Source organism: Ectopseudomonas khazarica, assembly GCF_004521985.1.
Classification (GTDB): domain Bacteria; phylum Pseudomonadota; class Gammaproteobacteria; order Pseudomonadales; family Pseudomonadaceae; genus Aquipseudomonas; species Aquipseudomonas khazarica.
In genome coordinates, this window is sequence record NZ_SBHZ01000013.1 from 57,211 (window position 1) to 79,314 (window position 22,104).

Annotated in this window: 19 protein-coding genes; 15 read left to right on the forward strand and 4 right to left on the reverse strand. The window is 63.8% G+C overall.

The annotated features are described in order from the left end of the window. Complete coding sequence (locus tag EPK82_RS17290) at window positions 1–348, reverse strand: ArsC family reductase (RefSeq protein ID WP_037053721.1); 348 nt, start codon at window positions 346–348, stop codon at window positions 1–3. A 152-nt stretch (window positions 349–500) separates the two neighbouring features. Here EPK82_RS17290 and EPK82_RS17295 point away from each other — a divergent pair, with 152 nt between their 5' ends. Further along, window positions 501–2,135 (forward strand): Na+/H+ antiporter, encoded by a 1,635-nt coding sequence (locus EPK82_RS17295; RefSeq protein ID WP_037053723.1) that lies wholly within the window; start codon window positions 501–503, stop codon window positions 2,133–2,135. 123 nt (window positions 2,136–2,258) lie between these two features. Here the strand turns inward: EPK82_RS17295 and dapC are convergent, their stop codons facing one another. Beyond that, the gene (gene dapC / locus EPK82_RS17300) at window positions 2,259–3,455 is read right to left on the reverse strand and encodes a succinyldiaminopimelate transaminase (RefSeq protein WP_134677464.1); all 1,197 of its coding nucleotides are present in this window, start codon (window positions 3,453–3,455) and stop codon (window positions 2,259–2,261) included. A 204-nt stretch (window positions 3,456–3,659) separates the two neighbouring features. Between dapC and EPK82_RS17305 the strand changes: the two genes are divergently transcribed. Continuing rightward, on the forward strand, window positions 3,660–5,552 hold the full coding sequence (locus EPK82_RS17305) for a methyl-accepting chemotaxis protein (RefSeq protein ID WP_134677465.1): 1,893 nt from the start codon (window positions 3,660–3,662) through the stop codon (window positions 5,550–5,552). A gap of 45 nt (window positions 5,553–5,597) precedes the next feature. Here the strand turns inward: EPK82_RS17305 and EPK82_RS17310 are convergent, their stop codons facing one another. Beyond that, the gene (locus EPK82_RS17310; RefSeq protein ID WP_134677466.1) at window positions 5,598–8,294 is read right to left on the reverse strand and encodes a [protein-PII] uridylyltransferase; all 2,697 of its coding nucleotides are present in this window, start codon (window positions 8,292–8,294) and stop codon (window positions 5,598–5,600) included. 70 nt (window positions 8,295–8,364) lie between these two features. Beyond that, window positions 8,365–9,147, reverse strand: coding sequence for a type I methionyl aminopeptidase (gene map / locus EPK82_RS17315; RefSeq protein ID WP_037053733.1), 783 nt, complete (start codon window positions 9,145–9,147; stop codon window positions 8,365–8,367). Between the two features lie 250 nt (window positions 9,148–9,397). On the opposite strand from map, the gene rpsB reads away from it, so the two are divergent. The 13 genes from rpsB (at window position 9,398) to lpxA (ending at window position 22,100) form a co-directional block, all read left to right on the forward strand. Further along, on the forward strand, window positions 9,398–10,138 hold the full coding sequence (gene rpsB / locus EPK82_RS17320; RefSeq protein WP_037053735.1) for a 30S ribosomal protein S2: 741 nt from the start codon (window positions 9,398–9,400) through the stop codon (window positions 10,136–10,138). Window positions 10,139–10,267: 129 nt separating this feature from the next. Next, on the forward strand, window positions 10,268–11,131 hold the full coding sequence (tsf, locus tag EPK82_RS17325; protein ID WP_037053740.1) for a translation elongation factor Ts: 864 nt from the start codon (window positions 10,268–10,270) through the stop codon (window positions 11,129–11,131). 182 nt (window positions 11,132–11,313) lie between these two features. After that, the gene (gene pyrH / locus EPK82_RS17330; RefSeq protein WP_037053743.1) at window positions 11,314–12,057 is read left to right on the forward strand and encodes a UMP kinase; all 744 of its coding nucleotides are present in this window, start codon (window positions 11,314–11,316) and stop codon (window positions 12,055–12,057) included. Continuing rightward, entirely contained in the window at window positions 12,054–12,611 is a 558-nt protein-coding gene (gene frr, locus EPK82_RS17335) for a ribosome recycling factor (protein ID WP_037053747.1), read from the forward strand. The genes pyrH and frr overlap by 4 nt, the downstream gene beginning before the upstream one ends. Before the next feature lie 17 nt (window positions 12,612–12,628). Beyond that, window positions 12,629–13,372, forward strand: a complete 744-nt coding sequence (gene uppS / locus EPK82_RS17340) for a polyprenyl diphosphate synthase (RefSeq protein WP_037053756.1) — start codon at window positions 12,629–12,631, stop codon at window positions 13,370–13,372. Further along, window positions 13,372–14,187 (forward strand): phosphatidate cytidylyltransferase, encoded by an 816-nt coding sequence (locus EPK82_RS17345; protein ID WP_037053759.1) that lies wholly within the window; start codon window positions 13,372–13,374, stop codon window positions 14,185–14,187. The genes uppS and EPK82_RS17345 overlap by 1 nt, the downstream gene beginning before the upstream one ends. Continuing rightward, window positions 14,184–15,368 carry a 1-deoxy-D-xylulose-5-phosphate reductoisomerase gene (ispC, locus tag EPK82_RS17350; protein ID WP_134677467.1) on the forward strand — a complete coding sequence of 395 codons (1,185 nt, stop codon included), beginning with the start codon at window positions 14,184–14,186 and terminating at the stop codon, window positions 15,366–15,368. Before EPK82_RS17345 ends, ispC begins: the two co-directional genes overlap by 4 nt. Window positions 15,369–15,431: 63 nt before the next feature. After that, on the forward strand, window positions 15,432–16,784 hold the full coding sequence (gene rseP, locus EPK82_RS17355; RefSeq protein ID WP_134677468.1) for a sigma E protease regulator RseP: 1,353 nt from the start codon (window positions 15,432–15,434) through the stop codon (window positions 16,782–16,784). Between the two features lie 87 nt (window positions 16,785–16,871). Further along, window positions 16,872–19,232, forward strand: coding sequence for an outer membrane protein assembly factor BamA (bamA, locus tag EPK82_RS17360; RefSeq protein WP_134677469.1), 2,361 nt, complete (start codon window positions 16,872–16,874; stop codon window positions 19,230–19,232). Between the two features lie 43 nt (window positions 19,233–19,275). After that, window positions 19,276–19,779: an OmpH family outer membrane protein gene (locus EPK82_RS17365; protein WP_037053771.1), complete on the forward strand. Its 504-nt coding sequence runs from the start codon at window positions 19,276–19,278 to the stop codon at window positions 19,777–19,779. Further along, window positions 19,776–20,837, forward strand: coding sequence for a UDP-3-O-(3-hydroxymyristoyl)glucosamine N-acyltransferase (lpxD, locus tag EPK82_RS17370; protein ID WP_134677470.1), 1,062 nt, complete (start codon window positions 19,776–19,778; stop codon window positions 20,835–20,837). Before EPK82_RS17365 ends, lpxD begins: the two co-directional genes overlap by 4 nt. A gap of 49 nt (window positions 20,838–20,886) precedes the next feature. Continuing rightward, window positions 20,887–21,327, forward strand: coding sequence for a 3-hydroxyacyl-ACP dehydratase FabZ (gene fabZ, locus EPK82_RS17375; RefSeq protein ID WP_017363778.1), 441 nt, complete (start codon window positions 20,887–20,889; stop codon window positions 21,325–21,327). Next, entirely contained in the window at window positions 21,324–22,100 is a 777-nt protein-coding gene (gene lpxA, locus EPK82_RS17380) for an acyl-ACP--UDP-N-acetylglucosamine O-acyltransferase (RefSeq protein WP_134677471.1), read from the forward strand. The genes fabZ and lpxA overlap by 4 nt, the downstream gene beginning before the upstream one ends. Window positions 22,101–22,104: the final 4 nt, after the last annotated feature.

A 22,104-nucleotide genomic window follows, 5' to 3' on the forward strand; every position in this document is an offset into this window, starting at 1 on the left:
TCAGGCCAACGCGGCTTGGTAGTTATCCGGTTTGAAGCCGACCAGGGTCTTGTCGCCCAGGTCGAGCACCGGGCGCTTGATCATCGAGGGCTGGGCCAGCATCAGCTCGATGGCCCTGGCCTGGTCGAGGTCGCTTTTCTGGGTGTCGTCCAGCTTGCGGAAGGTGGTGCCGGCGCGGTTGAGGATGGTTTGCCAGCCATGCTCGTTGCACCACTTCTCCAGGCTCGCACGGTCGATTCCGGCGCTCTTGTAGTCATGAAAGGCATAGTCGACCTGGTGCTCTTCGAGCCAGGTTCTGGCCTTTTTCATCGTGTCACAGGCCTTGATGCCATACAGGACGTAACTCATTGATCTTCCTCTGATGAGTGGCGTGCCGGAAGCTCCGGGAAATACGGCGGGCCATTATGCCACGTCATATCGCGGCTGGGCGGTGGCTGTCGCTGCGAAGTGTTACGGCGCTAGAATCGCAGCCTCCCGCCCGTTCCCGCCGGTTTCGCACCATGCAATTGCTCTACACCATCCTGACCATGTTGCTGGTGGTCAGTGGCACCCGTATTACCGCTCAGTTCATCCCCTTGCCGCTGCCGTTGCTGCAGATCCTGATCGGTGCGCTGCTGGCCATTCCGGTCCTGGGCATGCACGTGCGCCTCGATCCCGAGCTGTTCCTGCTGCTGTTCATCCCGCCCTTGCTGTTCGTCGACGGCTGGCGCATGCCCAAGGGGCAGTTCCGGGAGCTGCGTACGCCGATCCTGCTGCTGGCGTTCGCCCTGGTGTTCTTCACCATCCTGGGGGCCGGGCAGGTCATCCACTGGCTGTTGCCGCAGGTGCCGCTGGCGGCCTGTTTCGCCCTGGCCGCAGTGCTCTCGCCGACCGATGCGGTGGCCGTCTCGGCGATCACCCATGGGCGTTTGCCCAACACCCTGAACAACCTGTTGCAGGGCGAGGCGCTGATGAACGACGCCTCCGGCCTGGTGGCGTTCAAGTTCGCCGTGGCGGCGACGCTCACCGGGGTGTTCTCGATCACCGATGCCGGCCTGCAGTTTCTCCTGGTGGCGTTTGGCGGGCTGGCCATCGGCGTGGCGCTCAGCTACCTGCTGGGGCGGCTGCGTGCCTGGATGATCGGCCGGGGCTGGGAAGACCCCGCCCCGCATGTGCTGCTCCTGCTGCTGTTGCCATTCGCCGCCTACGTCGCCGCCGAGCACCTGGGGCTCTCCGGGATTCTCTCCGCCGTCGCGGCGGGGATGATGCAGAGCCGCCTCGATCTGCTGCCCAGGCAGACCTCGACGCGGATGCTCAACCGCAGCGTCTGGGCGTTGCTGGAGTTCACCTTCAACGGCCTGATCTTCCTGCTGCTCGGCTTGCAGCTGCCGGACATCCTCGGCGCCGCGCTGGGCGGGCACGCGACGCCCTGGCGTTTCGCGCTGCAGGCCCTGGCCATGGTGGTGGTGATCTACGCCGTGCTGATGCTGCTGCGCTTCGTCTGGGTCTACAGCTACTGGCGCATGTCCGGGGCGCTGCGCCGGTTGCGCGGCGAGCCCACGCGGTTCGCCGGGCAGTCACGCATCGCCCTCAGCGCGGTGCTGACGCTCGGTGGTGTGCGTGGGGCGGTGACCCTGGCCGGCGTGATGTCGTTGCCGTTGCTGCTCAACAGCGGCGAGGCCTTCCCCGAGCGTGACCTGCTGATCCTGATCGCTGCCGGGGTGATCCTGTTGTCATTGCTGGTCGCCAGCGTCGCCTTGCCACGCATCCTGCCGCGTCTGCCGCAGGACAACGCCGCCGTGCACGAGCGTGAGCTCAACCGCCATCGCGCGCTGATGCTGGAGTCGGCCATTCGCTACCTGGAGTCCGAGGACGAACGCGCCGCCGATGCCGAGGGCGCAATCGCTTCGGTCGAGGTGAAGGCGAGGCTGATGAGTGAGTACCGCGATCTGCTCGAGCGTGCCCGTGGTGGCGAGGAGGCGCGTGAGCATCAGCGCGAGGTCGATCGCCTGGAGTACCGCCTGCGTCTGCAGGCGCTGCGTACCCAGCGCCTGGAGCTGTATCGCATGCGCAAGGACAACGAGCTGGATGACGACATGCTGGCCGAGATCCTGCGCGACCTGGATATCGCCGAGGCGCGCCTGCACAAGAGCTGAGTCACGGATAGGCGTAGCCCGGATTACATCCGGGCTACGGAGTCAGAGGCTCGCGGCTAAAGCCCCTCCTACAAACCAAGCAGCTGTGGGAGGGGCTTCAGCCGCGACTGCTTTTGAAGTCGTTCAGGCGCCGCGAATGAAGCGGGCGATACGCTCGGCGGCCTCGATGCACTCGGCCAGCGGCGCGACCAGGGCCATGCGCACGCGGCCGGCGCCGGGATTGACGCCGTTCACTTCGCGCGACAGGTAGGAACCCGGCACCACGGTGACGTGTTCGCTGGCGAACAGGTCGCGGGTGAAGGTGGCGTCGTCACCCGGCGTGCGTGCCCACAGGTAGAAGCCGCCGTCCGGGCGCTGCACGTCCATTACCGGGGCGAGGATCTCCAGCACGGCGGCGAACTTCTCGCGGTACATGTCGCGGTTGGTGCGCACGTGGGCCTCGTCGTTCCAGGCGGCAACGCTGGCCAGCTGGGTCTGTACCGGCATGGCGCAGCCATGGTAGGTGCGGTACAGCAGGAAGTGCTTGAGGATGCTGGCGTCGCCGGCCACGAAGCCGGAGCGCAGGCCGGGCAGGTTGGAGCGCTTGGACAGGCTGTGGAACACCACGCAGCGTGCGAAATCGCTGCGGCCCAGCTCGGCACAGGCGCTGAGCAGGCCGGGCGGTGGCGCGGCCTCGTCGAAGTACAGCTCGCTGTAGCATTCGTCGGCGGCAATCACGAAGTCATGCTGGTCGGCCAGGGCGATCAGCTTCTTCAGGGTCTCGACCGGGATCAGTGCGCCGGTGGGGTTGCCCGGCGAGCAGAGGAAGAGGATCTGGCAGCGTTGCCAGACCTCGGTCGGCACCGCATCGAAGTCCGGGTTGAAGCCGTGGGCCTCCAGGCAGGGCAGGTAGTGCGGCTCTGCGCCGGCGAGAAACGCCGCGCCTTCGTAGATCTGGTAGAAGGGGTTGGGGCTGACCACCAGGCCCTTGGCGTTGCGGTCGACCACGGCCTGGGTGAAGGCGAACAGGGCCTCGCGGGTGCCATTGACCGGCAGCACGTGGCGCGCGGCATCCAGCCAGCCAGCCGGCACGGCGAAGCGCCGTTCGCACCAGTTGGCGATGCTCTGGCGCAGCTCCGGCAGGCCCAGGGTGGTCGGATAGACGGCGAGCTTGTCGAGGTTGGCGGTCAGCGCCTGGGCGACGAAGTCGGGCGAGCGGTGCTTGGGCTCACCGATGGACAGCGCGATGGGCGAGCGGTCGCTGGCAGGCTGCACGTCGGCGAGCAGGGCGCGGAGCTTCTCGAACGGGTAGGGCTGCAGCTGGGCGAGGGCGTGGTTCATGATGATCCGACGGGTCCTTTGTGAGGCGGTGACAAAGCTGGCGACACTAGCACGGCAGGCCTTGCGGGGAAATTCCCTTCGTCCGTCCGATTTTCGTCCGTTTAGGTCGCGTCTGCGACGCACGCAGCGCTCAAGGCCCGGCGTCGCGCGCCGATAGCGTCGGCCTAACCCGTTCTCTCCCCCTTTTCATGGCGAACTCTGCCCATGCGCACCCTGAAATTCAGTCACAAGATCATGCTGGCTGCTTCCCTTGTGGTCATCGCGGCCTTCGCATCGTTCGCGCTGTACAACGATTACCTGCAGCGCACGGCGATCCGCGAAAGCCTGTCCAACTACCTCAATGATGTCGGTCTGGTCTCAACCGGCAACATCCAGCACTGGCTGGATGGACGCATGCAGCTGCTGGATAACCTCGCCGAGTCGGTGCAGGACGACAGCTCGCCGGCGCCCCTGCGCAGGAGCCTGCAGCATCGCAGCATCGCTTCCGCCTTCCTCTATGCCTATTTTGGCCAGGCTGATGGCACCTACACCCAGTTCCCCGCCAGCGAGCTGCCCGCCGGTTACGATCCTCGCCAGCGGCCCTGGTACAAGAGCGCGCAGGGCAACGGTGGCCCGGGGCTGACCGCGCCCTATCTGGCCGCCGACCCGCGTGACGGCCTGCTGATCACCATCACGCGCCCGGTCAGCGCGGGTGGCAACCTGCTGGGGGTGGTCGGCGGCGACCTGAAACTGCAGACGGTCGATGACATTCTCAACTCCTTCGACCTGGGCGGGATGGGCTATGCCTTCCTGGTCGACGAAAAGGGCACGGTGCTGGTGCACCCTGACAAGAGCCTGGTGCTCAAGACCCTGACGGAGCTGTTCCCGGGCGGGGCGCCTCGCCTGGAGTCCACGCTGCAGAGCGCTTCGGCGGTCGATGGCAGCGCCCGCCTGGTCACCTTCTTGCCTGTGCAGGGGCTGGCCGGTGTGCGCTGGTACGTCGGCCTGTCGGTCGACGAAGGCAAGGCCTTCGCTGCGCTCAGCGAGTTCCGCGTCTCCGCGCTGATGGTGACGATCATCGGTGTGGTGGCCATTCTGCTGCTGCTGGGCGCGCTGATCCGCATCCTGCTGCGCCCGCTGCACGTGATGAGCCATGCCATGGGCGGCATCGCTGAGGGCGAGGGGGACCTGACGCAGCGCCTCACGATCGCCTCCGGCGACGAGTTCGGTGAGCTGGCTGGCGCCTTCAATCGCTTCGTCGAGCGAATTCACGAGTCGATCCGCGAGGTGGCTTCGGCAACTCGTGAAGTGCATGCCCGGGTGAGCACGGTGGTGCAGGCGTCCAACGCGTCCATGGATAACTCCAGCGAGCAGGCATCGCGTACCGACAGCGTCGCGGCAGCGATCAACGAGCTGGGCGCCGCAGCCCAGGAGATCGCGCGCAATGCCGCCGACGCCTCCGTGCAGGCCAGCGATGCGCGCCGCGATGCCGAGGAGGGGCAGGGCATGGTCGACCGCACGCTGGGCTCGATGAGCGAACTGTCGGAGAAGATTCAGGCCTCCGGTCGGCACATCGAGGTGCTCAGCGAGAAGAGCAGCGACATCGGCCAGATCCTCGACGTGATCAAGGGTATCTCCGAGCAGACCAACCTGCTGGCGCTCAACGCGGCCATCGAGGCGGCGCGTGCCGGCGAGGCCGGGCGAGGTTTCGCCGTGGTGGCCGATGAGGTGCGCAACCTGGCGCAGCGCACGCAGAGTTCGGCCCTGGAAATCCAGCAGATGATCGAGCAGCTGCAAGCCGGCGCGCGTGATGCGGTGGCGACCATGGGCGAGAGTCGCCGCTTCAGTGATGACAGCGTGCGCATCGGTGGTCAGGCGGGCGAGAAGCTGGAGGGCGTGACTCGCCGCATCGGCGAAATCGACGGCATGAACCAGTCGGTGGCCACTGCCACCGAGGAACAGACCTCGGTGATCGAGAGCCTGAACATGGACATTACCGAGATCAACATGCTCAACCAAGACGGCGTGCGCAACCTGCAGGCCAGCCTGAGCGCCTGTACCGAGCTGGATCAGCAGGTCGGCCGGCTCAAGCAGCTGGTGGACAGCTTCAGAATCTGATCCTGGCTCATGATGTGGCGTCCGGCGCCACATCATGAGCCGGGGTCAGAAGGTGATCTGCGCCGGGGTAGGGCTGCTGGGCTCGGACAGACGGCGGACGATGGTTTCCTGCAGGCGTGCGCAGAGCTCCGGGTCCGACAGCGGCTGGTTGTTGGCGTCGGTGACGAAGAACACGTCCTCGACGCGCTCGCCGAGGGTGGCGATCTTGGCGTTCTGCAGCGACAGGTCGTATTCGAGGAAGATGCGCCCGATGCGTGCCAGCAGGCCGGGGCGATCCGGGGCGGTCAGCTCGAGGATGGTCACCGGGCGCTGCGCGTCATTGTGGATGGTCACCTGCGGCGCGAAGGCGAAGTGCTTGAGCTGGCGCGGTACCCGGCGCTGGATGATGGTCGGGTAGTCGTCGGGGTTCTTCAGGGCTTCGATCAGGCCTTCGCGGATCTGCTGGATGCGCGCCGGGTTGTTGCCGATCGAGCCGCCGTCGGCATCCAGCACCACATAGGTGTCGAGGGTGAACTGGCTGGTGGAGGTGATGATCCGCGCATCGTGAATGTTCAGGTTGAGCTGGCTCATCGCGGCCACGGTCACGGCGAAGAAGTCGTGCTGGTCCGGTGCGTAGATGAAGATCTGCGTACCACCTTCGAACTCGCGCTGGGTGGTTTCCTTCATCAGCACCAGCGGCCCGCCATCGTCGGGGTGCTGGAGGATGGCGTCGGTGTGCCAGGCCACGTCGCTGGCGGTATGCCGCAGGAAGTAGTCATCCCCCAGCTGGCTCCACAGCTGCTCGGCGTCGTCCGGGTCGATGCCGCCACGCACCAGCAGGTCCAGGGCCGCGCTCTGCGTCTGGCGAATCTGCTCTTCGCGGTCCAGCGGGTTCTCCAGGCCGCGGCGCAGGGCGCGCTTGGTCTCGGTGTAGAGCTGGCGCAGCAGGCTGGCGCGCCAGGAGTTCCACAGGCTGGGGTTGGTGGCGTTGATGTCGGCCACGGTCAGCACGTAGAGGTATTCCAGGTGGGTCTGGTCGCCGACGAACTGGGCGAAGTCGTGGATCACCTGCGGGTCGGAAAGGTCCTTGCGCTGGGCTGTGGTGGACATCACCAGGTGGTGCTGCACCAGCCAGACGATCAGGGCACTGTCCCAGGCGGGCAGGTGGTGGCGACGGGCGAAGGCTTCGGCATCCACCGCGCCCAGCTCCGAGTGGTCGCCGCCACGGCCCTTGCCGATGTCGTGGTAGAGGCCGGCGAGGTAGATCAGCTCCGGCTTGGGCAGGCGCTCGATGAGCTTGCTGGCCAGCGGGAATTTCTCCGCCAGCTCCGGCCAGCGGAACTTGCGCAGGTGCTTGATCAGGTTGAGGGTGTGCGCGTCGACCGTATAGATGTGGAACAGGTCGTGCTGCATCTGCCCGACGATATGGCCGAACTCCGGCAGGTAGCGGCCGAGAATGCCATAGCGGTTCATGCGCCGCAGGTTGCGGTGGATGCCCTCGCGGCACTTGAACAGCTCGATGAACAGGCTGGTGTTGCGGATGTCCTTGCGGAAGTCGTCGTCGATCAGGTGCCTGCTGTCGCGCAGCAGGCGAATGCTGTCGGCGCGCACGCCCTTGATCTCGGGATGCTGGGCCATCAGCACGAAGATCTCGATGATGGCGAAGGGGGTGCGCTTGAAGACGTTGGGGTGGGTGACCTCGATATAGCGGTCACGCACCTGGAAGCGACTGTTCAGCGGCGTGGCCTGGCTGGTCTCGCCGGCGCGCAGGATGACTTCCTCGAAGTGCTGGTTGATCAGGTCCGACAGCTCGGAAATGGCCATCACCACCCGGTAGTACTTCTGCATGAAGTGTTCGACGCTGCGCTTGCCGTCGCCGTCCTTGTAGCCGAACAGCGCCGCGATGCGCGCCTGGTAGTCGAACAGCAGGCGGTCTTCGGCGCGGCCCGCGAACATGTGCAGGGCGTAGCGCACCTTCCAGAGAAATTCCTGGCTGGAGGAGAGCAGGGCGTATTCGCTCTCCAGCAGGAAACCCTGGCCGACCAGTGCCTGCAGGTTGAGCGTGCCGAACTGGCGGCGGGCGACCCAGAGCACCGTCTGGATATCGCGCAGGCCGCCGGGCGAACCCTTGACGTTGGGCTCCAGGTTGTATTCGGTGTCGTTGTACTTGCCGTGACGCGCCTTGCGCTCTTCACGCTTGGCCAGATAGAAGTGCTTGCTCGGCCACATCTCGTCCGTGCTGGTGACCTGCTGCATGCGCTGACGCAGGTGCTCGGGGCCTGCGATGGTGCGGCTTTCCATCAGGTTGGTGATCACCGTCAGGTCGGCGCGCGCCTCCTCGGCGCACTCATCGACCGAGCGCACGCTCTGACCGACTTCCAGGCCGATGTCCCAGAGCAGGGTGAGGAAGCCTTCGATCGATTCGCGAAAGATCTCGTGATCGCTGCTGTCGAGCAGGATCAGCAGGTCGATGTCCGAGTAGGGGTGCAGCTCGCCACGGCCGTAGCCGCCCACGGCGAGCAGGGCGATGTCGGCTTCGTCGCTCCAGGCGAAGCGTTTCCAGGCTTCCTGGAGGATCTGGTCGACGAACCAGGCACGGTCTTCGACCAGGCGGCGGATGTCGCGGCCGGCATGGAAGCGCGCATCCAGTACTTCATGCGCGCGGCGGATGGCTTTCTTGAATGCGGCGATGGGGCTGGACTTGAGCGCCAGCTCGGCCTGGAACTGACCACGGTCAAACAGTTCGGGGTCCATCTGCGGCATGCAGTGCCTTCCTTAAATACGAGTGGTGGGGTGCGCCCCGCGCGCCATTGCGCTCGGGGCGCACTCGGGTTCAGGCCGAGGTGCGGGCGATGGTGTCGTCAGCGCGCAGGGTGAAGATCTCGTAGCCGTCGGCGGTGACCAGTATGGTGTGTTCCCACTGCGCGGACAGCTTGCGGTCCTTGGTGATGGCGGTCCAGCCGTCGCCGAGCAGGCGGGTTTCCGGGCGGCCCTGATTGATCATCGGCTCGATGGTGAAGGTCATGCCTTCCTTGAGCTCCATGCCGGTGCCGGCCTTGCCGTAGTGCAGCACCTGCGGCTCTTCGTGGAACACGGCGCCGATGCCGTGGCCGCAGTATTCGCGAACCACGGAAAAGCCGTTCTTCTCGGCATGCTTCTGGATCACTTCGCCGATATCGCCCAGGCGGGTGCCCGGCTTGACCAGTTCGATGCCTTTATACATGCACTCCTGGGTGATCTTGGCCAGGCGCTCGGCCCACTCGGGAACCTTGCCGACCATGAACATCTTGCTGGTATCGCCGTGGTAGCCGTCCTTGATCACGGTGACGTCGATGTTCAGCACGTCGCCGTCCTTCAGCGGCTTGTCGTTGGGGATGCCGTGGCACACCACGTGGTTGATCGAGGTGCAGATCGACTTGGGGAAGCCCTTGTAATTGAGCGGGGCGGGGATGGCCTTCTGCACGTTGACGATATAGTCGTGGCACAGGCGATCCAGTTCGTCGGTGGTGACGCCGGGCTTGACGTGCTCGCCGATCATTTCCAGCACTTCGGCGGCCAGGCGGCCGGCCACGCGCATTTTCTCGATTTCTTCGGCGGATTTGATGGTGACGGTCATGGCAGGCTCTCGGAAGGCATACAGATAAAGGCGGCTATATTAACAGCTACGAGCCGCAAGCCCCAAAAGGCAGCTTGCTGCTCCAAGCTTGTAGCTTGCGGCTGCTTTGTGTGGTATAAAACGCGCCGCTTTACGGGCACTGAGTCCGAAAGCTCAAACCCACACACGTATCGACACGGTTTCCTGGGTGCCCGCAAGGGTTGGAAGCTGGGATACGTGGAGGCCTAACCCGACTTATCAAGGAACTATCATGTCCCAAGTCAACATGCGCGATATGCTGAAGGCCGGTGTGCACTTCGGCCACCAGACCCGTTACTGGAACCCGAAAATGGGCAAGTACATTTTCGGCGCGCGTAACAAGATTCACATCATCAACCTCGAAAAAACCCTGCCGATGTTCAACGACGCGCTGTCGTTCGTTGAAAAGCTGGCTGCTGGCAAGAACAAGATTCTGTTCGTTGGCACCAAGCGTTCCGCTGGCAAGATCGTTCGCGAAGAAGCTGCTCGTTGCGGCTCGCCGTTCGTCGATCACCGCTGGCTGGGCGGCATGCTGACCAACTACAAGACCATCCGTGCTTCGATCAAGCGCCTGCGCGAGCTGGAAACCCAGTCCCAGGACGGCACCTTCGCCAAGCTGACCAAGAAAGAAGCCCTGATGCGTTCCCGTGATCTGGAAAAACTGGATCGCAGCCTGGGTGGTATCAAGGACATGGGCGGCCTGCCGGACGCTCTGTTCGTGATCGACGTCGATCACGAGCGCATCGCCATCACCGAAGCCAACAAGCTGGGCATCCCGGTCATCGGCGTTGTCGATACCAACAGCAGCCCGGAAGGCGTTGACTACATCATCCCGGGTAACGACGACGCCATCCGCGCCATCCAGCTGTACATGGGTGCCATGGCCGACGCCGTGGTCCGTGGTCGCAGCAACGCTGGCGGCGCAACCGAAGAGTTCGTCGAAGAAGCGGCTGCCGAGAGCGCCGAAGGCTAAGCGGTAACGCAAAGCATCTAGCGTTATGCGCTGTGCAAGAAGGGGGCTAGGCCCCCTTTTTGCCACTCAAAGATTTGATCGCCTGCCTGGCAGGTGAATGGTTGAAGACCTACCGAGAGGATTTTCAAGATGGCAGAAATTACTGCAGCCCTGGTTAAAGAACTGCGCGAGCGTACCGGCCAAGGCATGATGGAGTGCAAGAAGGCGCTGGTTGCCGCTGGTGGCGATATCGAGAAGGCCATTGACGACATGCGCGCTTCCGGTGCCATCAAGGCTGCCAAGAAGGCCGGCAACATCGCCGCCGAAGGTTCCATCGCCGTTCGCGTCGAAGGCGGCCGTGGCCTGATCATCGAAGTCAACTCGCAGACCGACTTCCTGGCTCTGCAGGACGACTTCAAGGCCTTCGTCAAGGACAGCCTGGACGAAGCCTTCGCGCAGAACCTGACTGAAGCCGCTCCGCTGATCGCTTCCCGCGAATCCGCTCGTGAAGCGCTGGTCGCCAAGTGCGGCGAGAACGTCAACATCCGTCGTCTGACCGCTGTCTCCGGCGACACCGTTGGTGCCTACCTGCACGGCCACCGCATCGGCGTTCTGGTTGTCCTGAAAGGCGGCAACGACGAACTGGCCAAGCACGTTGCCATGCACGTTGCTGCTTCCAACCCGGCCGTCGTTTCGCCGGACCAGGTTTCCGAAGAGCTGGTTGCCAAGGAAAAGGAAATCTTCCTGCAGCTGAACGCCGAGAAAATCGCCGGCAAGCCGGAGAACATCGTCGAGAACATGGTCAAAGGCCGTATCGCCAAGTTCCTGGCCGAAGCCAGCCTGGTCGAGCAAGCCTTCATCATGGACCCGGAAGTCAAGGTCGGTGACCTGGTGAAGAAAGCCGGTGCTGAAGTCGTTTCCTTCGTACGTTACGAAGTGGGCGAAGGCATCGAGAAGGCCGAGACCGACTTCGCTGCCGAAGTTGCCGCCCAGGTTGCTGCCAGCAAGCAGTAATCAGCGGTTTCGGTGAGTGCCCCAAAGAGGCTGCCCGCTTGCGCGTGCGGCCTCTTTGCCGACTAGGGGGCAGCAAAGTAGTAGGGTTGCCGTGAAAGGTGACCATCGACGCCCTGGGGGTGTCGGACAATTGCAGCCCCGTGCTGCATACAGCATTCAAATCGCCGCAGGAGAGACTTGCAATGGCTCAGCAGACGACTGGTCGCCAACCTCGTTACAAACGCATTCTGCTCAAACTTAGCGGCGAAGCCCTGATGGGCTCGGAAGACTTCGGCATCGATCCCAAGGTGCTCGATCGCATGGCGCTGGAAGTCGGCCAGCTGGTCGGCATCGGCGTGCAGGTCGGCCTGGTGATCGGTGGCGGCAACCTGTTCCGCGGCGCCGCACTGTCCGCAGCCGGCATGGACCGGGTCACCGGTGACCACATGGGCATGCTGGCCACGGTGATGAACGCCCTGGCCATGCGCGACGCGCTGGAGCGCTCGAACATCCCGGCCATCGTCATGTCGGCCATTTCCATGGTCGGCGTCACCGACCACTACGACCGCCGCAAGGCCATGCGCCACCTCAAGACCGGTGAAGTGGTGATCTTCGCTGCCGGTACCGGCAACCCGTTCTTCACCACCGACTCCGCCGCCTGCCTGCGCGCCATCGAGATCGATGCCGACGTGGTGCTGAAGGCGACCAAGGTGGATGGCGTGTACACTGCCGACCCGTTCAAGGACCCGCATGCCGAGAAATTCGAGCGTCTGACCTACGACGAAGTGCTCGATCGCAAGCTGGGCGTCATGGACCTGACGGCCATCTGCCTGTGCCGCGATCACGCCATGCCGCTGCGTGTCTTCAACATGAACAAACCAGGCGCCCTGCTCAATGTGGTGGTGGGTGGCGCCGAAGGAACCCTGATCGAGGAGGAAGCACAATGATCAACGACATCAAGAAAGACGCCCAGGAGCGTATGAGCAAGTCCCTGGATGCGCTGGGTCGCAACCTGGCTTCCATTCGTACCGGCCGTGCCCATCCGAGCATTCTCGATAGCGTCAAGGTGCCGGCCTGGGGTAGCGACATGCCGCTGAACCAGGTGGCCGCGATCACCGTCGAGGACGCCCGTACCCTGAAGATCGTCGCGCACGACAAGAACCTCGGCGCCGCCATCGAGAAGGCCATCCTGACCTCCGACCTCGGCCTGAACCCGAGCAGCGCCGGTACCACCATTCGCGTGCCGATGCCGGCCCTGACCGAAGAGACCCGCAAGGGTTACACCAAGCAGGCGCGTGGTGTGGCGGAAGATGCCAAGGTTGCCGTGCGCAACGTGCGTCGCGATGCCCTGGCCGAGCTGAAGAAACTGTCCAAGGCCAAGGAAATCAGCGAAGACGAAGAGCGTCGTGCCGCTGACGAGCTGCAGAAGATCACCGACAAGTTCGTCGCTGACATCGACAAGGCCCTGGAGGTCAAGGAAGCGGACCTGATGGCCGTTTGACGGCTGAGCGCCCTGACATGGACAAGAACAAGCAGGCGGTGCCGCGGCATGTCGCCATCATCATGGACGGCAACAATCGCTGGGCGAAGAAACGCCTGTTGCCGGGAGTGGCAGGGCACAAGGCCGGGGTCGATGCGGTTCGCGCGGTGATCGAGGTCTGTGCCGAGTCGGGTGTCGAGGTGCTCACCCTGTTCGCCTTCTCCAGTGAGAACTGGCAGCGCCCGGCCGAAGAGGTCGGCGCGCTGATGGAGCTGTTCCTCAGTGCGCTGCGCCGCGAGGCCCGGCGTCTGCAGGACAACGACATCAGCCTGCGCATCATCGGTGATCGCTCGCGCTTTCATCCCGAGTTGCAGGCGGCGATGCGCGAGGCCGAGCTGCAGACGGCGGGCAGTCGTCGTTTCATCCTGCAGATCGCCGCCAACTATGGCGGTCAGTGGGACATTGCCCAGGCTGCCCAGCGCCTGGCGCGAGAGGTGCAAGCCGGCCACCTGCAGCCCGAGGACATCACCCCCGAGCTGCTGCAGGGGTGCCTGGCCACCGGCGATCTGCCGTTGCCCGATCTGTGCATCCGCACCGGTGGCGAGCATCGCATCAGCAATTTCCTCCTCTGGCAGCTGGCCTACAGCGAGCTGTACTTCTCCGACCTGTACTGGCCGGATTTCAAGCACGAGGCCATGCGCAAGGCGCTGGCCGATTTCGCCAACCGCCAGCGTCGCTTCGGCAAGACCAGCGAGCAGGTAGAGGCTGAGGCGCGTTCCTGATGCTCAAACAACGAATCATCACGGCACTGGTGCTGTTGCCCATTGCCCTGGGCGGATTCTTCCTGCTCGACGGCGCTGCCTTCGCATTGTTCATCGGCGTGGTCGTCTCCCTGGGTGCCTGGGAGTGGGCGCGTCTGGCTGGTCTTGAGGCGCAGGCGCAGCGGGTGGGCTATGCCGCCGTGGTCGCGGCGTTGCTTGGCGTGCTGTACCTGACGCCGGTCGTGGCCCCCTGGCTGCTGGTGGTGGCCGTGTTCTGGTGGCTGGCCGCGACCTTCCTGGTGCTGACGTACCCCTACAGCAGTCGCTTCTGGGGTGACGTACCCCGGCGCCTGCTGATCGGCCTGCTGATCCTGCTGCCGGCCTGGCAGGGGCTGGTGCTGCTCAAGCAGTGGCCGCAGGCCAACGGGCTGATCATCGCGGTGATGGTGCTGGTGTGGGGTGCGGATATCGGTGCCTATTTCTCCGGCAAGGCCTTCGGCAAGCGCAAGCTGGCGCCCAAGGTCAGCCCGGGCAAGAGTTGGGAAGGGGTGTATGGCGGTCTGGCCGCCAGCCTGCTGATCACCCTGCTGGTCGGGCTGCAGCAGGGCTGGTCATTCAAGGGGCTGGTGCTGGCCCTGGTCGGCGCCGCTCTGGTGGTGTTCATCTCGGTGATCGGCGACCTGACCGAAAGCATGTTCAAGCGCCAGTCCGGGATCAAGGACAGCAGTAACCTGCTGCCTGGGCATGGTGGCGTGCTCGATCGCATCGACAGCCTCACGGCGGCCATCCCATTGTTCGCCGCATTGCTCTGGCTGGCAGGGTGGGGCGCGCTGTGAGTGCTGTGCAGCGCATCACGGTGCTCGGCGCCACCGGGTCGATCGGGCTGAGCACGCTGGACGTGATCGCGCGTCACCCCGAGCGCTACAGGGTCTTCGCCCTCAGCGGCTTCTCGCGCCTGGCGGAGTTGCGGGTGCTGTGCCTCAAGCACCGTCCGCGCTACGCCGTGGTGCCCGATGCCCAGGCTGCGCGTACCCTGCAGGGCAGCCTGCAGGCCTACGGGCTGGATACCCAGGTGCTGTGCGGCGAGGAGGGGCTGTGCGCAGTCGCCGCGGATGCCGAGGTCGACTGCGTGATGGCGGCGATCGTCGGGGCGGCGGGCCTGCGTCCGACGCTGGCGGCTGTGCAGGCCGGCAAGAAGGTGTTGCTGGCCAACAAGGAGGCGCTGGTGATGTCTGGCGCCCTGTTCATGCAGGCGGTCAGGAGCAGCGGTGCCGTGCTGCTGCCGATCGACAGCGAACACAATGCGATTTTCCAGTGCCTGCCCGGTGACTATGCCCGGGGCCTGCAGCAGGTTGGGGTTCGCCGCGTCCTGCTGACCGCATCTGGCGGGCCGTTCCGTGAAACGCCGCTGGCGGCGCTGGAACACGTGACCCCCGAGCAGGCCTGTGCTCACCCGAACTGGTCCATGGGGCGCAAGATCTCTGTCGATTCGGCGAGCATGATGAACAAGGGCCTGGAGCTGATCGAGGCGTGCTGGCTGTTCGATGCGCGCCCCGAGCAGATCGAGGTAGTGATCCATCGGCAGAGCGTGATTCATTCGCTGGTCGATTACGTCGATGGCTCGGTGCTGGCCCAGCTGGGCAACCCGGACATGCGCACGCCGATCGCGCATGCACTGGCCTGGCCGGAGCGCATCGACTCGGGCGTGTCGCCGCTGGACCTGTTCACGGTCGGTCGCCTCGATTTCGAGCGCCCCGACGAACAGCGTTTCCCTTGCCTGCGCCTTGCCCGCGAGGCCGTGCAGGCCGGCGGCAGTGCGCCGGCGATGCTCAATGCCGCCAATGAGGTGGCCGTCGAGGCCTTCCTGCAGGGGCGCATACGTTTCATCGATATCGCGCGTATGATTGAGTCCGTGTTGAACGCGCAACCGGTGCAGGCTGTCGAAGCGCTCGACGCGGTATTCGAGGCCGATGCGCAAGCGCGCGCGCTGGCTGGAGAATGGCTTGCCGGTCATTGAGCGAGCCTGTGTTGACCCGACGTGCGCCAGGCCATGAGCGGCGTGTAGGGCTGGAGAAGTGAAATGAGTGGGCTGTACATGCTGGTTGGCACCCTGATCGCGCTGGGTGTGCTGGTGACCTTCCATGAGTTCGGGCATTTCTGGGTGGCCCGTCGCTGTGGGGTCAAGGTGCTGCGTTTCTCCGTCGGCTTCGGCACGCCGCTGCTGCGCTGGCATGACCGTCAGGGCACCGAATTCGTGGTGGCCGCCATTCCCCTGGGCGGCTACGTGAAGATGCTCGACGAGCGCGAGGGCAGCGTGCCGGACGAGCAGCTCGATCAGGCATTCAATCGCAAGAGCGTGGCTCAGCGCATCGCCATCGTCGCAGCCGGGCCGGTGGCCAACTTCCTGCTGGCACTGCTGTTCTTCTGGTTCGTCGCGATGCTCGGCAGTCAGCAGGTGCGCCCGGTCATTGGCGCGGTGCAGCCCGACAGCCTGGCGGAAGCAGCCGGCCTGCAGGCCGGACAGGAAATCGTCGCGGTCAATGGCGAGGCCACCACGGGCTGGGCGGCAGTCAACCTGCAGCTGGTTCGGCGCCTGGGGGAGAGCGGTACCCTGAATCTGCGCGTGCTCGAACCCGGTTCCACCGTGGAGACCTCCAGGCAGGTGCCGCTGGACAACTGGCTGCGCGGTGTCGATGAGCCGGACCCGATCGGCTCGCTCGGCATTCGCCCCTGGCGCCCGGTGCTCGAGCCGGTTCTGGCCGAGGTCGATTCCAAGGGGCCGGCCTATGCTGCCGGCCTGAAGCCGGGCGACCGCCTGCTGGCGCTTGACGGCGAGCCGCTGGCCGACTGGCAGGACCTGGTCGATCGCGTGCGCAAGCTTCCCGGCGCCGATGTGACCCTGCGCTACGAGCGCGCCGGTCAGGCGCAGGACGTGCGTCTGACCCTGGCTGCGCGGGGCGAGGGTGAGGCGCGCAGCGGCTACCTGGGGGCTGGCGTGCAGGGTGTCGAATGGCCGCCGGAAATGTTGCGCGAGGTGCGCTACGGGCCGCTCGACGGCGTTGCCGAAGGTGTCCGTCAGACCTGGGCGATGAGCCTGCTGACCCTTGATTCGCTGAAGAAAATGCTCTTCGGAGAGCTCTCGGTAAAAAACTTGAGCGGGCCGATAACCATTGCTAAAGTGGCGGGCGCTTCGGCTGAGTCAGGGCTGGGGGATTTCCTGAAATTCCTTGCATATCTGAGTATTAGCCTGGGGGTTCTCAATCTTTTGCCCATTCCCGTACTGGATGGTGGGCATCTGCTGTTCTATCTGGTCGAGTGGGTGCGTGGTCGCCCCTTGTCCGAGCGGGTTCAGGGTTGGGGGATGCAGATCGGCATCAGTCTGGTCATCGGGGTCATGTTGTTGGCGTTGGTCAACGATCTCAGCCGTCTGTAAGCATTGCTGGATTGCGTTCTTGAGATTTACAAGAAGTGTCGCCTCGAGCGGCAGCTTTTATCGTCAGTTGGAATAAGAAAGGACTTCATGAAACGTCTGCTGCTACCTGCGGTACTGTCCGCATTGATGATCGCCGAAGTTCACGCCGAGTCCTTCACCATCTCCGATATACGCGTCAACGGTCTGCAGCGGGTCTCCGCCGGCAGCGTGTTCGGCGCGCTGCCGTTGAACGTGGGCGAGCAGGTCGACGACCGCCAGTTGGTCGACGCCACCCGTTCCCTGTTCCGCACCGGCTTCTTCCAGGACATCCAGCTCGGTCGCGATGGCGATGTGCTGGTCGTCACCGTGGTCGAGCGTCCTTCCATCTCCGGCATCGAGATCGAGGGCAACAAGGCCATTACCACCGAAGACCTGCTCAAGGGCCTGAACCAGTCCGGCCTGGCGGAAGGCGAGATCTTCCAGCGCGCGACGCTCGAAGGCGTGCGTAACGAACTGCAGCGTCAGTACGTGGCCCAGGGCCGCTACTCGGCCGAGATCGAGGCCGAAGTGATTCCACAGCCGCGTAACCGCGTGGCGCTGAAGATCACCATCAACGAAGGTACCGTTGCGGCGATCTCCCACATCAACGTGGTCGGCAACACCGTCTTCTCCGACGAAGACCTGACCGACCTGTTCGAGCTGAAGACCACCAACTGGCTGTCGTTCTTCAAGAACGACGACAAGTACGCCCGCGAGAAACTCTCCGGTGACCTCGAGCGCCTGCGCTCGTACTACCTGGACCGCGGCTACATCAACATGGACATCAGCTCCACCCAGGTATCCATCACCCCGGACAAGAAGCACGTCTACATCACCGTCAACGTCGAAGAGGGCGAGAAGTACAGCGTTCGCGACGTGAAGCTCTCCGGCGACCTCAAGGTGCCGGAAGAAGACGTGCGTGCGCTGCTGCTGGTCAAGGAAGGTCAGGTCTTCTCGCGCAAGATCATGACCACCACCAGCGAGCTGATCACTCGCCGCCTGGGCAACGAGGGCTACACCTTCGCCAACGTCAACGGCGTGCCGGAAGCGCATGACGAAGACAACAGCGTCTCGATCACCTTCTTCGTCGATCCGGGCAAGCGTGCCTACGTCAACCGCATCAACTTCCGTGGCAACACCAAGTCCGAGGACGAAGTGCTGCGCCGCGAGATGCGCCAGATGGAAGGTGGCTGGGCCTCGACCTACCTGATCGATCAATCCAAGGTGCGCCTGGAGCGCCTCGGCTTCTTCAAGGAAGTCAACGTCGAAACGCCGCAGGTACCGGGCACCGACGACCAGATCGACGTCAACTACAGCGTCGAGGAACAGCCTTCCGGCTCGATCACCGCCAGCGTCGGTTTCGCCCAGAACGCCGGTCTGATCCTGGGTGGCTCGATCAGCCAGAACAACTTCCTGGGTACCGGTAACAAGGTCAGCATCGGCCTGACCCGTAGCGAATACCAGACCCGCTACAGCTTCGGCTTCGTTGACCCCTACTGGACCGTCGACGGTGTCAGCCTGGGTTACAACGCCTTCTACCGCACTACCGACTACGATGAGCTCGATGTCGACGTGTCCAGCTACTCGGTGGACAGCCTGGGTGCAGGCGTCAACATCGGCTACCCGATCAGCGAGACGTCGCGCCTGACCTACGGCCTGACCGTGCAGCAGGACACTATCGACACCGGTCGCTACACCGTCGACGAGATCTTCGACTTCATCGACGCCGAGGGCGACAACTACCTGAACTTCAAGGGCTCCATCGGCTGGTCCGAGTCGACCCTCAACCGTGGCGTGCTGGCCAACCGTGGCCATTCGCAGAGCCTGGTGCTGGAAACCACCCTGCCGGGCAGCGACCTGTCGTTCTACAAGCTCGACTATCGCGGCCAGGTGTTCACGCCGCTCAGTGACAACTACACGCTGCGCTTCCATACCCAGCTGGGTTACGGCGACAGCTATGGCAGCACCGCGGAGCTGCCGTTCTACGAGCACTACTACGCCGGTGGCTTCAACTCGGTACGTGGTTTCGAGGACAGCAGTCTGGGCCCGCGCAGCACGCCGAGTACCGGTACCAAGCCCGGCACGCTGGCCGATCCGGACCAGGATCCGCTGCCGTTCGGTGGTAACGTGCTGGTGCAGGGTGGCGTGGAGATGCTGTTCCCGCTGCCGTTCGTCAAGGACCAGCGTTCGCTGCGTACCGCGCTGTTCTGGGACGTGGGTAACGTGTTCGACACCAATTGCTCGTCGAGCCAGAAGAAGATCAGCGACAGCTGCGATATCGACTTCAGCAACCTGGCCAGCTCCGTGGGTGTCGGCGTGACCTGGATCACCGCGCTCGGTCCGCTGAGCTTCAGCCTGGCCATGCCGATCAAGAAGCCGGATGATGCCGATACTCAGGTGTTCCAGTTCTCCCTGGGTCAAACCTTCTAATCTGTTTCACCGAAAGCCAACAGTTTTGTTGCAGGAGTGCATTGTGCGTAAGTTGACTCAACTGGTTCTGTTCACCGCCGCCCTGATCGCCACTCCGGCGTTCGCTGAAATGAAGGTGGCCGTACTGAACTATCAGATGGCGCTGCTCGAGTCTGATGCGGCCAAGCGTTACGCCGTCGATGCCGAGAAGAAATTCGGCCCGCAGTTGAACAAGCTCAAGACCCTGGAAAGCGACGCCAAGCGCATCCAGGACCGCATGGTCAAGGAAGGCGAGAAGATGCAGCAGGCCGAGCGTGAGCGTCTCGAGCTCGAGTTCAAGCAGAAGGCCCGTGATTTCCAGTTCCAGTCCAAGGAGCTGAACGAAGCCAAGGCCATTGCCGATCGCGAGATGCTGGCCAAGCTCAAGCCGAACCTGGACAAGGCGGTCGAGGAAGTCATCAAGAAAGGCAACTTCGACCTGGTTCTCGAGCGCGGTGCGGTGATCGATGTCAAACCTCAGTACGACATCACTCGCCAGGTCATCGAGCGCATGAATCAGATGCGTTGAGCATGGCCGTGACAGTTACCCTCGGCCAGTTGGCCGAGCGCCTGGGCGCCACCCTGCGTGGCGCCGAAGGCAAGGTCATCTCGGGCCTGGCCACCTTGCAGGAGGCCGGGCCCGAACAGTTGAGCTTCCTGGCCAACGCCCAGTACCGCAAGTTCCTGGCCGAGAGCCAGGCCGGCGCGGTGCTGCTGACGGCTGCCGATGCGGAAGGCTACGCGGGTGACGCGCTGATCGTCGCCAACCCCTATCTTGCCTACGCGCAGCTGTCCCATCTGTTCGATCGCAAGCCCGTGGCGGCGGCCGGCGTGCATGCCACTGCCCAGGTCGCAGTGGATGCGCAGGTCGATCCGAGTGCCAGTATCGGTGCCTTTGCCGTGATCGAAAGTGGCGCGCGTATCGGCGCGGACGTCAGCATCGGCGCGCATTGCGTGGTCGGCGCGCGCAGCGTGATCGGTGACGGCGGCTGGCTGGCACCGCGCGTGACGCTGTACCACGACGTGCGGATCGGCAAGCGCGTGGTGATCCAGTCCGGGGCGGTGATCGGTGGCGAGGGCTTCGGTTTCGCCAACGAGAAGGGCGTGTGGCAGAAGATCGCGCAGATCGGTGGGGTGACCATCGGCGATGACGTCGAGATCGGCGCCAATACCACCGTGGACCGTGGTGCGCTGTCCGACACCCTGATCGGCAACGGCGTGAAGCTGGATAACCAGATCATGATCGCGCACAACGTGCAGATCGGCGACAACACCGCGATGGCGGGCTGTTGCGGGATTTCCGGCAGCACCAAGATCGGTCGCAACTGCATGATCGCAGGTGGTGTCGGCATGGTGGGTCATATCGAGGTGTGCGACAACGTGTTCGTCACCGGTATGACCATGGTGACGCGTTCGATCACCGAAGCGGGCGCCTATTCTTCCGGAACCGCCATGCAACCGGCAGGCGAGTGGAAGAAGAGTGCGGCACGCATTCGTCAGTTGGACGAGATGGCCAAGCGTCTGCGAGAGCTGGAAAAGCAGCTGGCCGCCGTGACCCAGACGGCGAATGTCTCATCTGATGCCTGAGCATGGCGTGCTGCCGTGCTCTTTTCTTTTCTTACAGGCTTAACCGGACATGATGGACATCAACGAAATTCGTGAATATTTGCCGCACCGCTATCCTTTCCTGCTGGTGGATCGTGTGGTGGACCTGGACGTCGAAGGCAAGACTGTTCGCGCCTACAAGAATGTCAGCATCAATGAGCCGTTCTTCAATGGCCACTTCCCCGAGCATCCGATCATGCCGGGCGTGCTGATCATCGAGGCGATGGCCCAGGCTGCCGGGATTCTCGGCTTCAAGATGATGGGCGTGAAACCGGCCGATGGCACCCTGTACTACTTCGTCGGTTCCGACAAGCTGCGTTTCCGCTCTCCCGTCACGCCGGGCGATCAGCTGGTACTGGAAGCCAAGTACCTGAGCGACCGTCGCAGCATCTGGAAATTCGAGTGCCGCGCCACTGTCGATGGCAAGGAAGTCTGCTCCGCTGAAATCATCTGTGCGGAACGCAAGCTATGAGTTCGATTGACCCTCGCGCGATCATCGACCCCAGTGCCAGGTTGGCCGACGACGTCGTCGTCGGCCCCTGGAGCATTGTCGGGCCCGATGTGGAAATCGGCGAGGGTAGCGTGATCGGTCCGCACGTGGTGCTCAAGGGACCGACCGTGATTGGCAAGCACAACCGCATCTACCAGTTTTCCTCGGTTGGCGAAGATACCCCCGATCTGAAGTACAAGGGCGAGCCCACGCGCCTGGTGATCGGTGATCACAATGTGATTCGCGAGGGCGTCACCATTCACCGTGGCACCGTGCAGGACCGCAGCGAAACCACCATCGGTGACCATAACCTGATCATGGCCTATGCCCATATCGGTCATGACAGCGTCATCGGCAATCACTGCATCCTGGTCAACAACACCGCGCTGGCGGGGCATGTATGGGTCGACGACTGGGCGATTCTGTCCGGTTACACCCTGGTGCATCAGTTCTGCCGCATCGGCGCGCACAGCTTTTCCGGCATGGGTACCGCCATCGGCAAGGACGTGCCGGCGTTCGTCACCGTATTCGGCAACCCGGCCGAAGCGCGCAGCATGAATTTCGAAGGCATGCGCCGTCGTGGTTTCTCCGCCGAAGCCATCTCCGCGCTGCGCAAGGGTTACAAGCTGGTCTACCGCCAGGGCCTGACCGTCGAGCAGGCGCTCGCCGAGTTGGCCGAGTCCGCGGCCCAGTTCCCGGAAGTCGCGATATTCCGCGACTCCATTCAGGCGTCCACACGCGGCATCACTCGCTGAATCC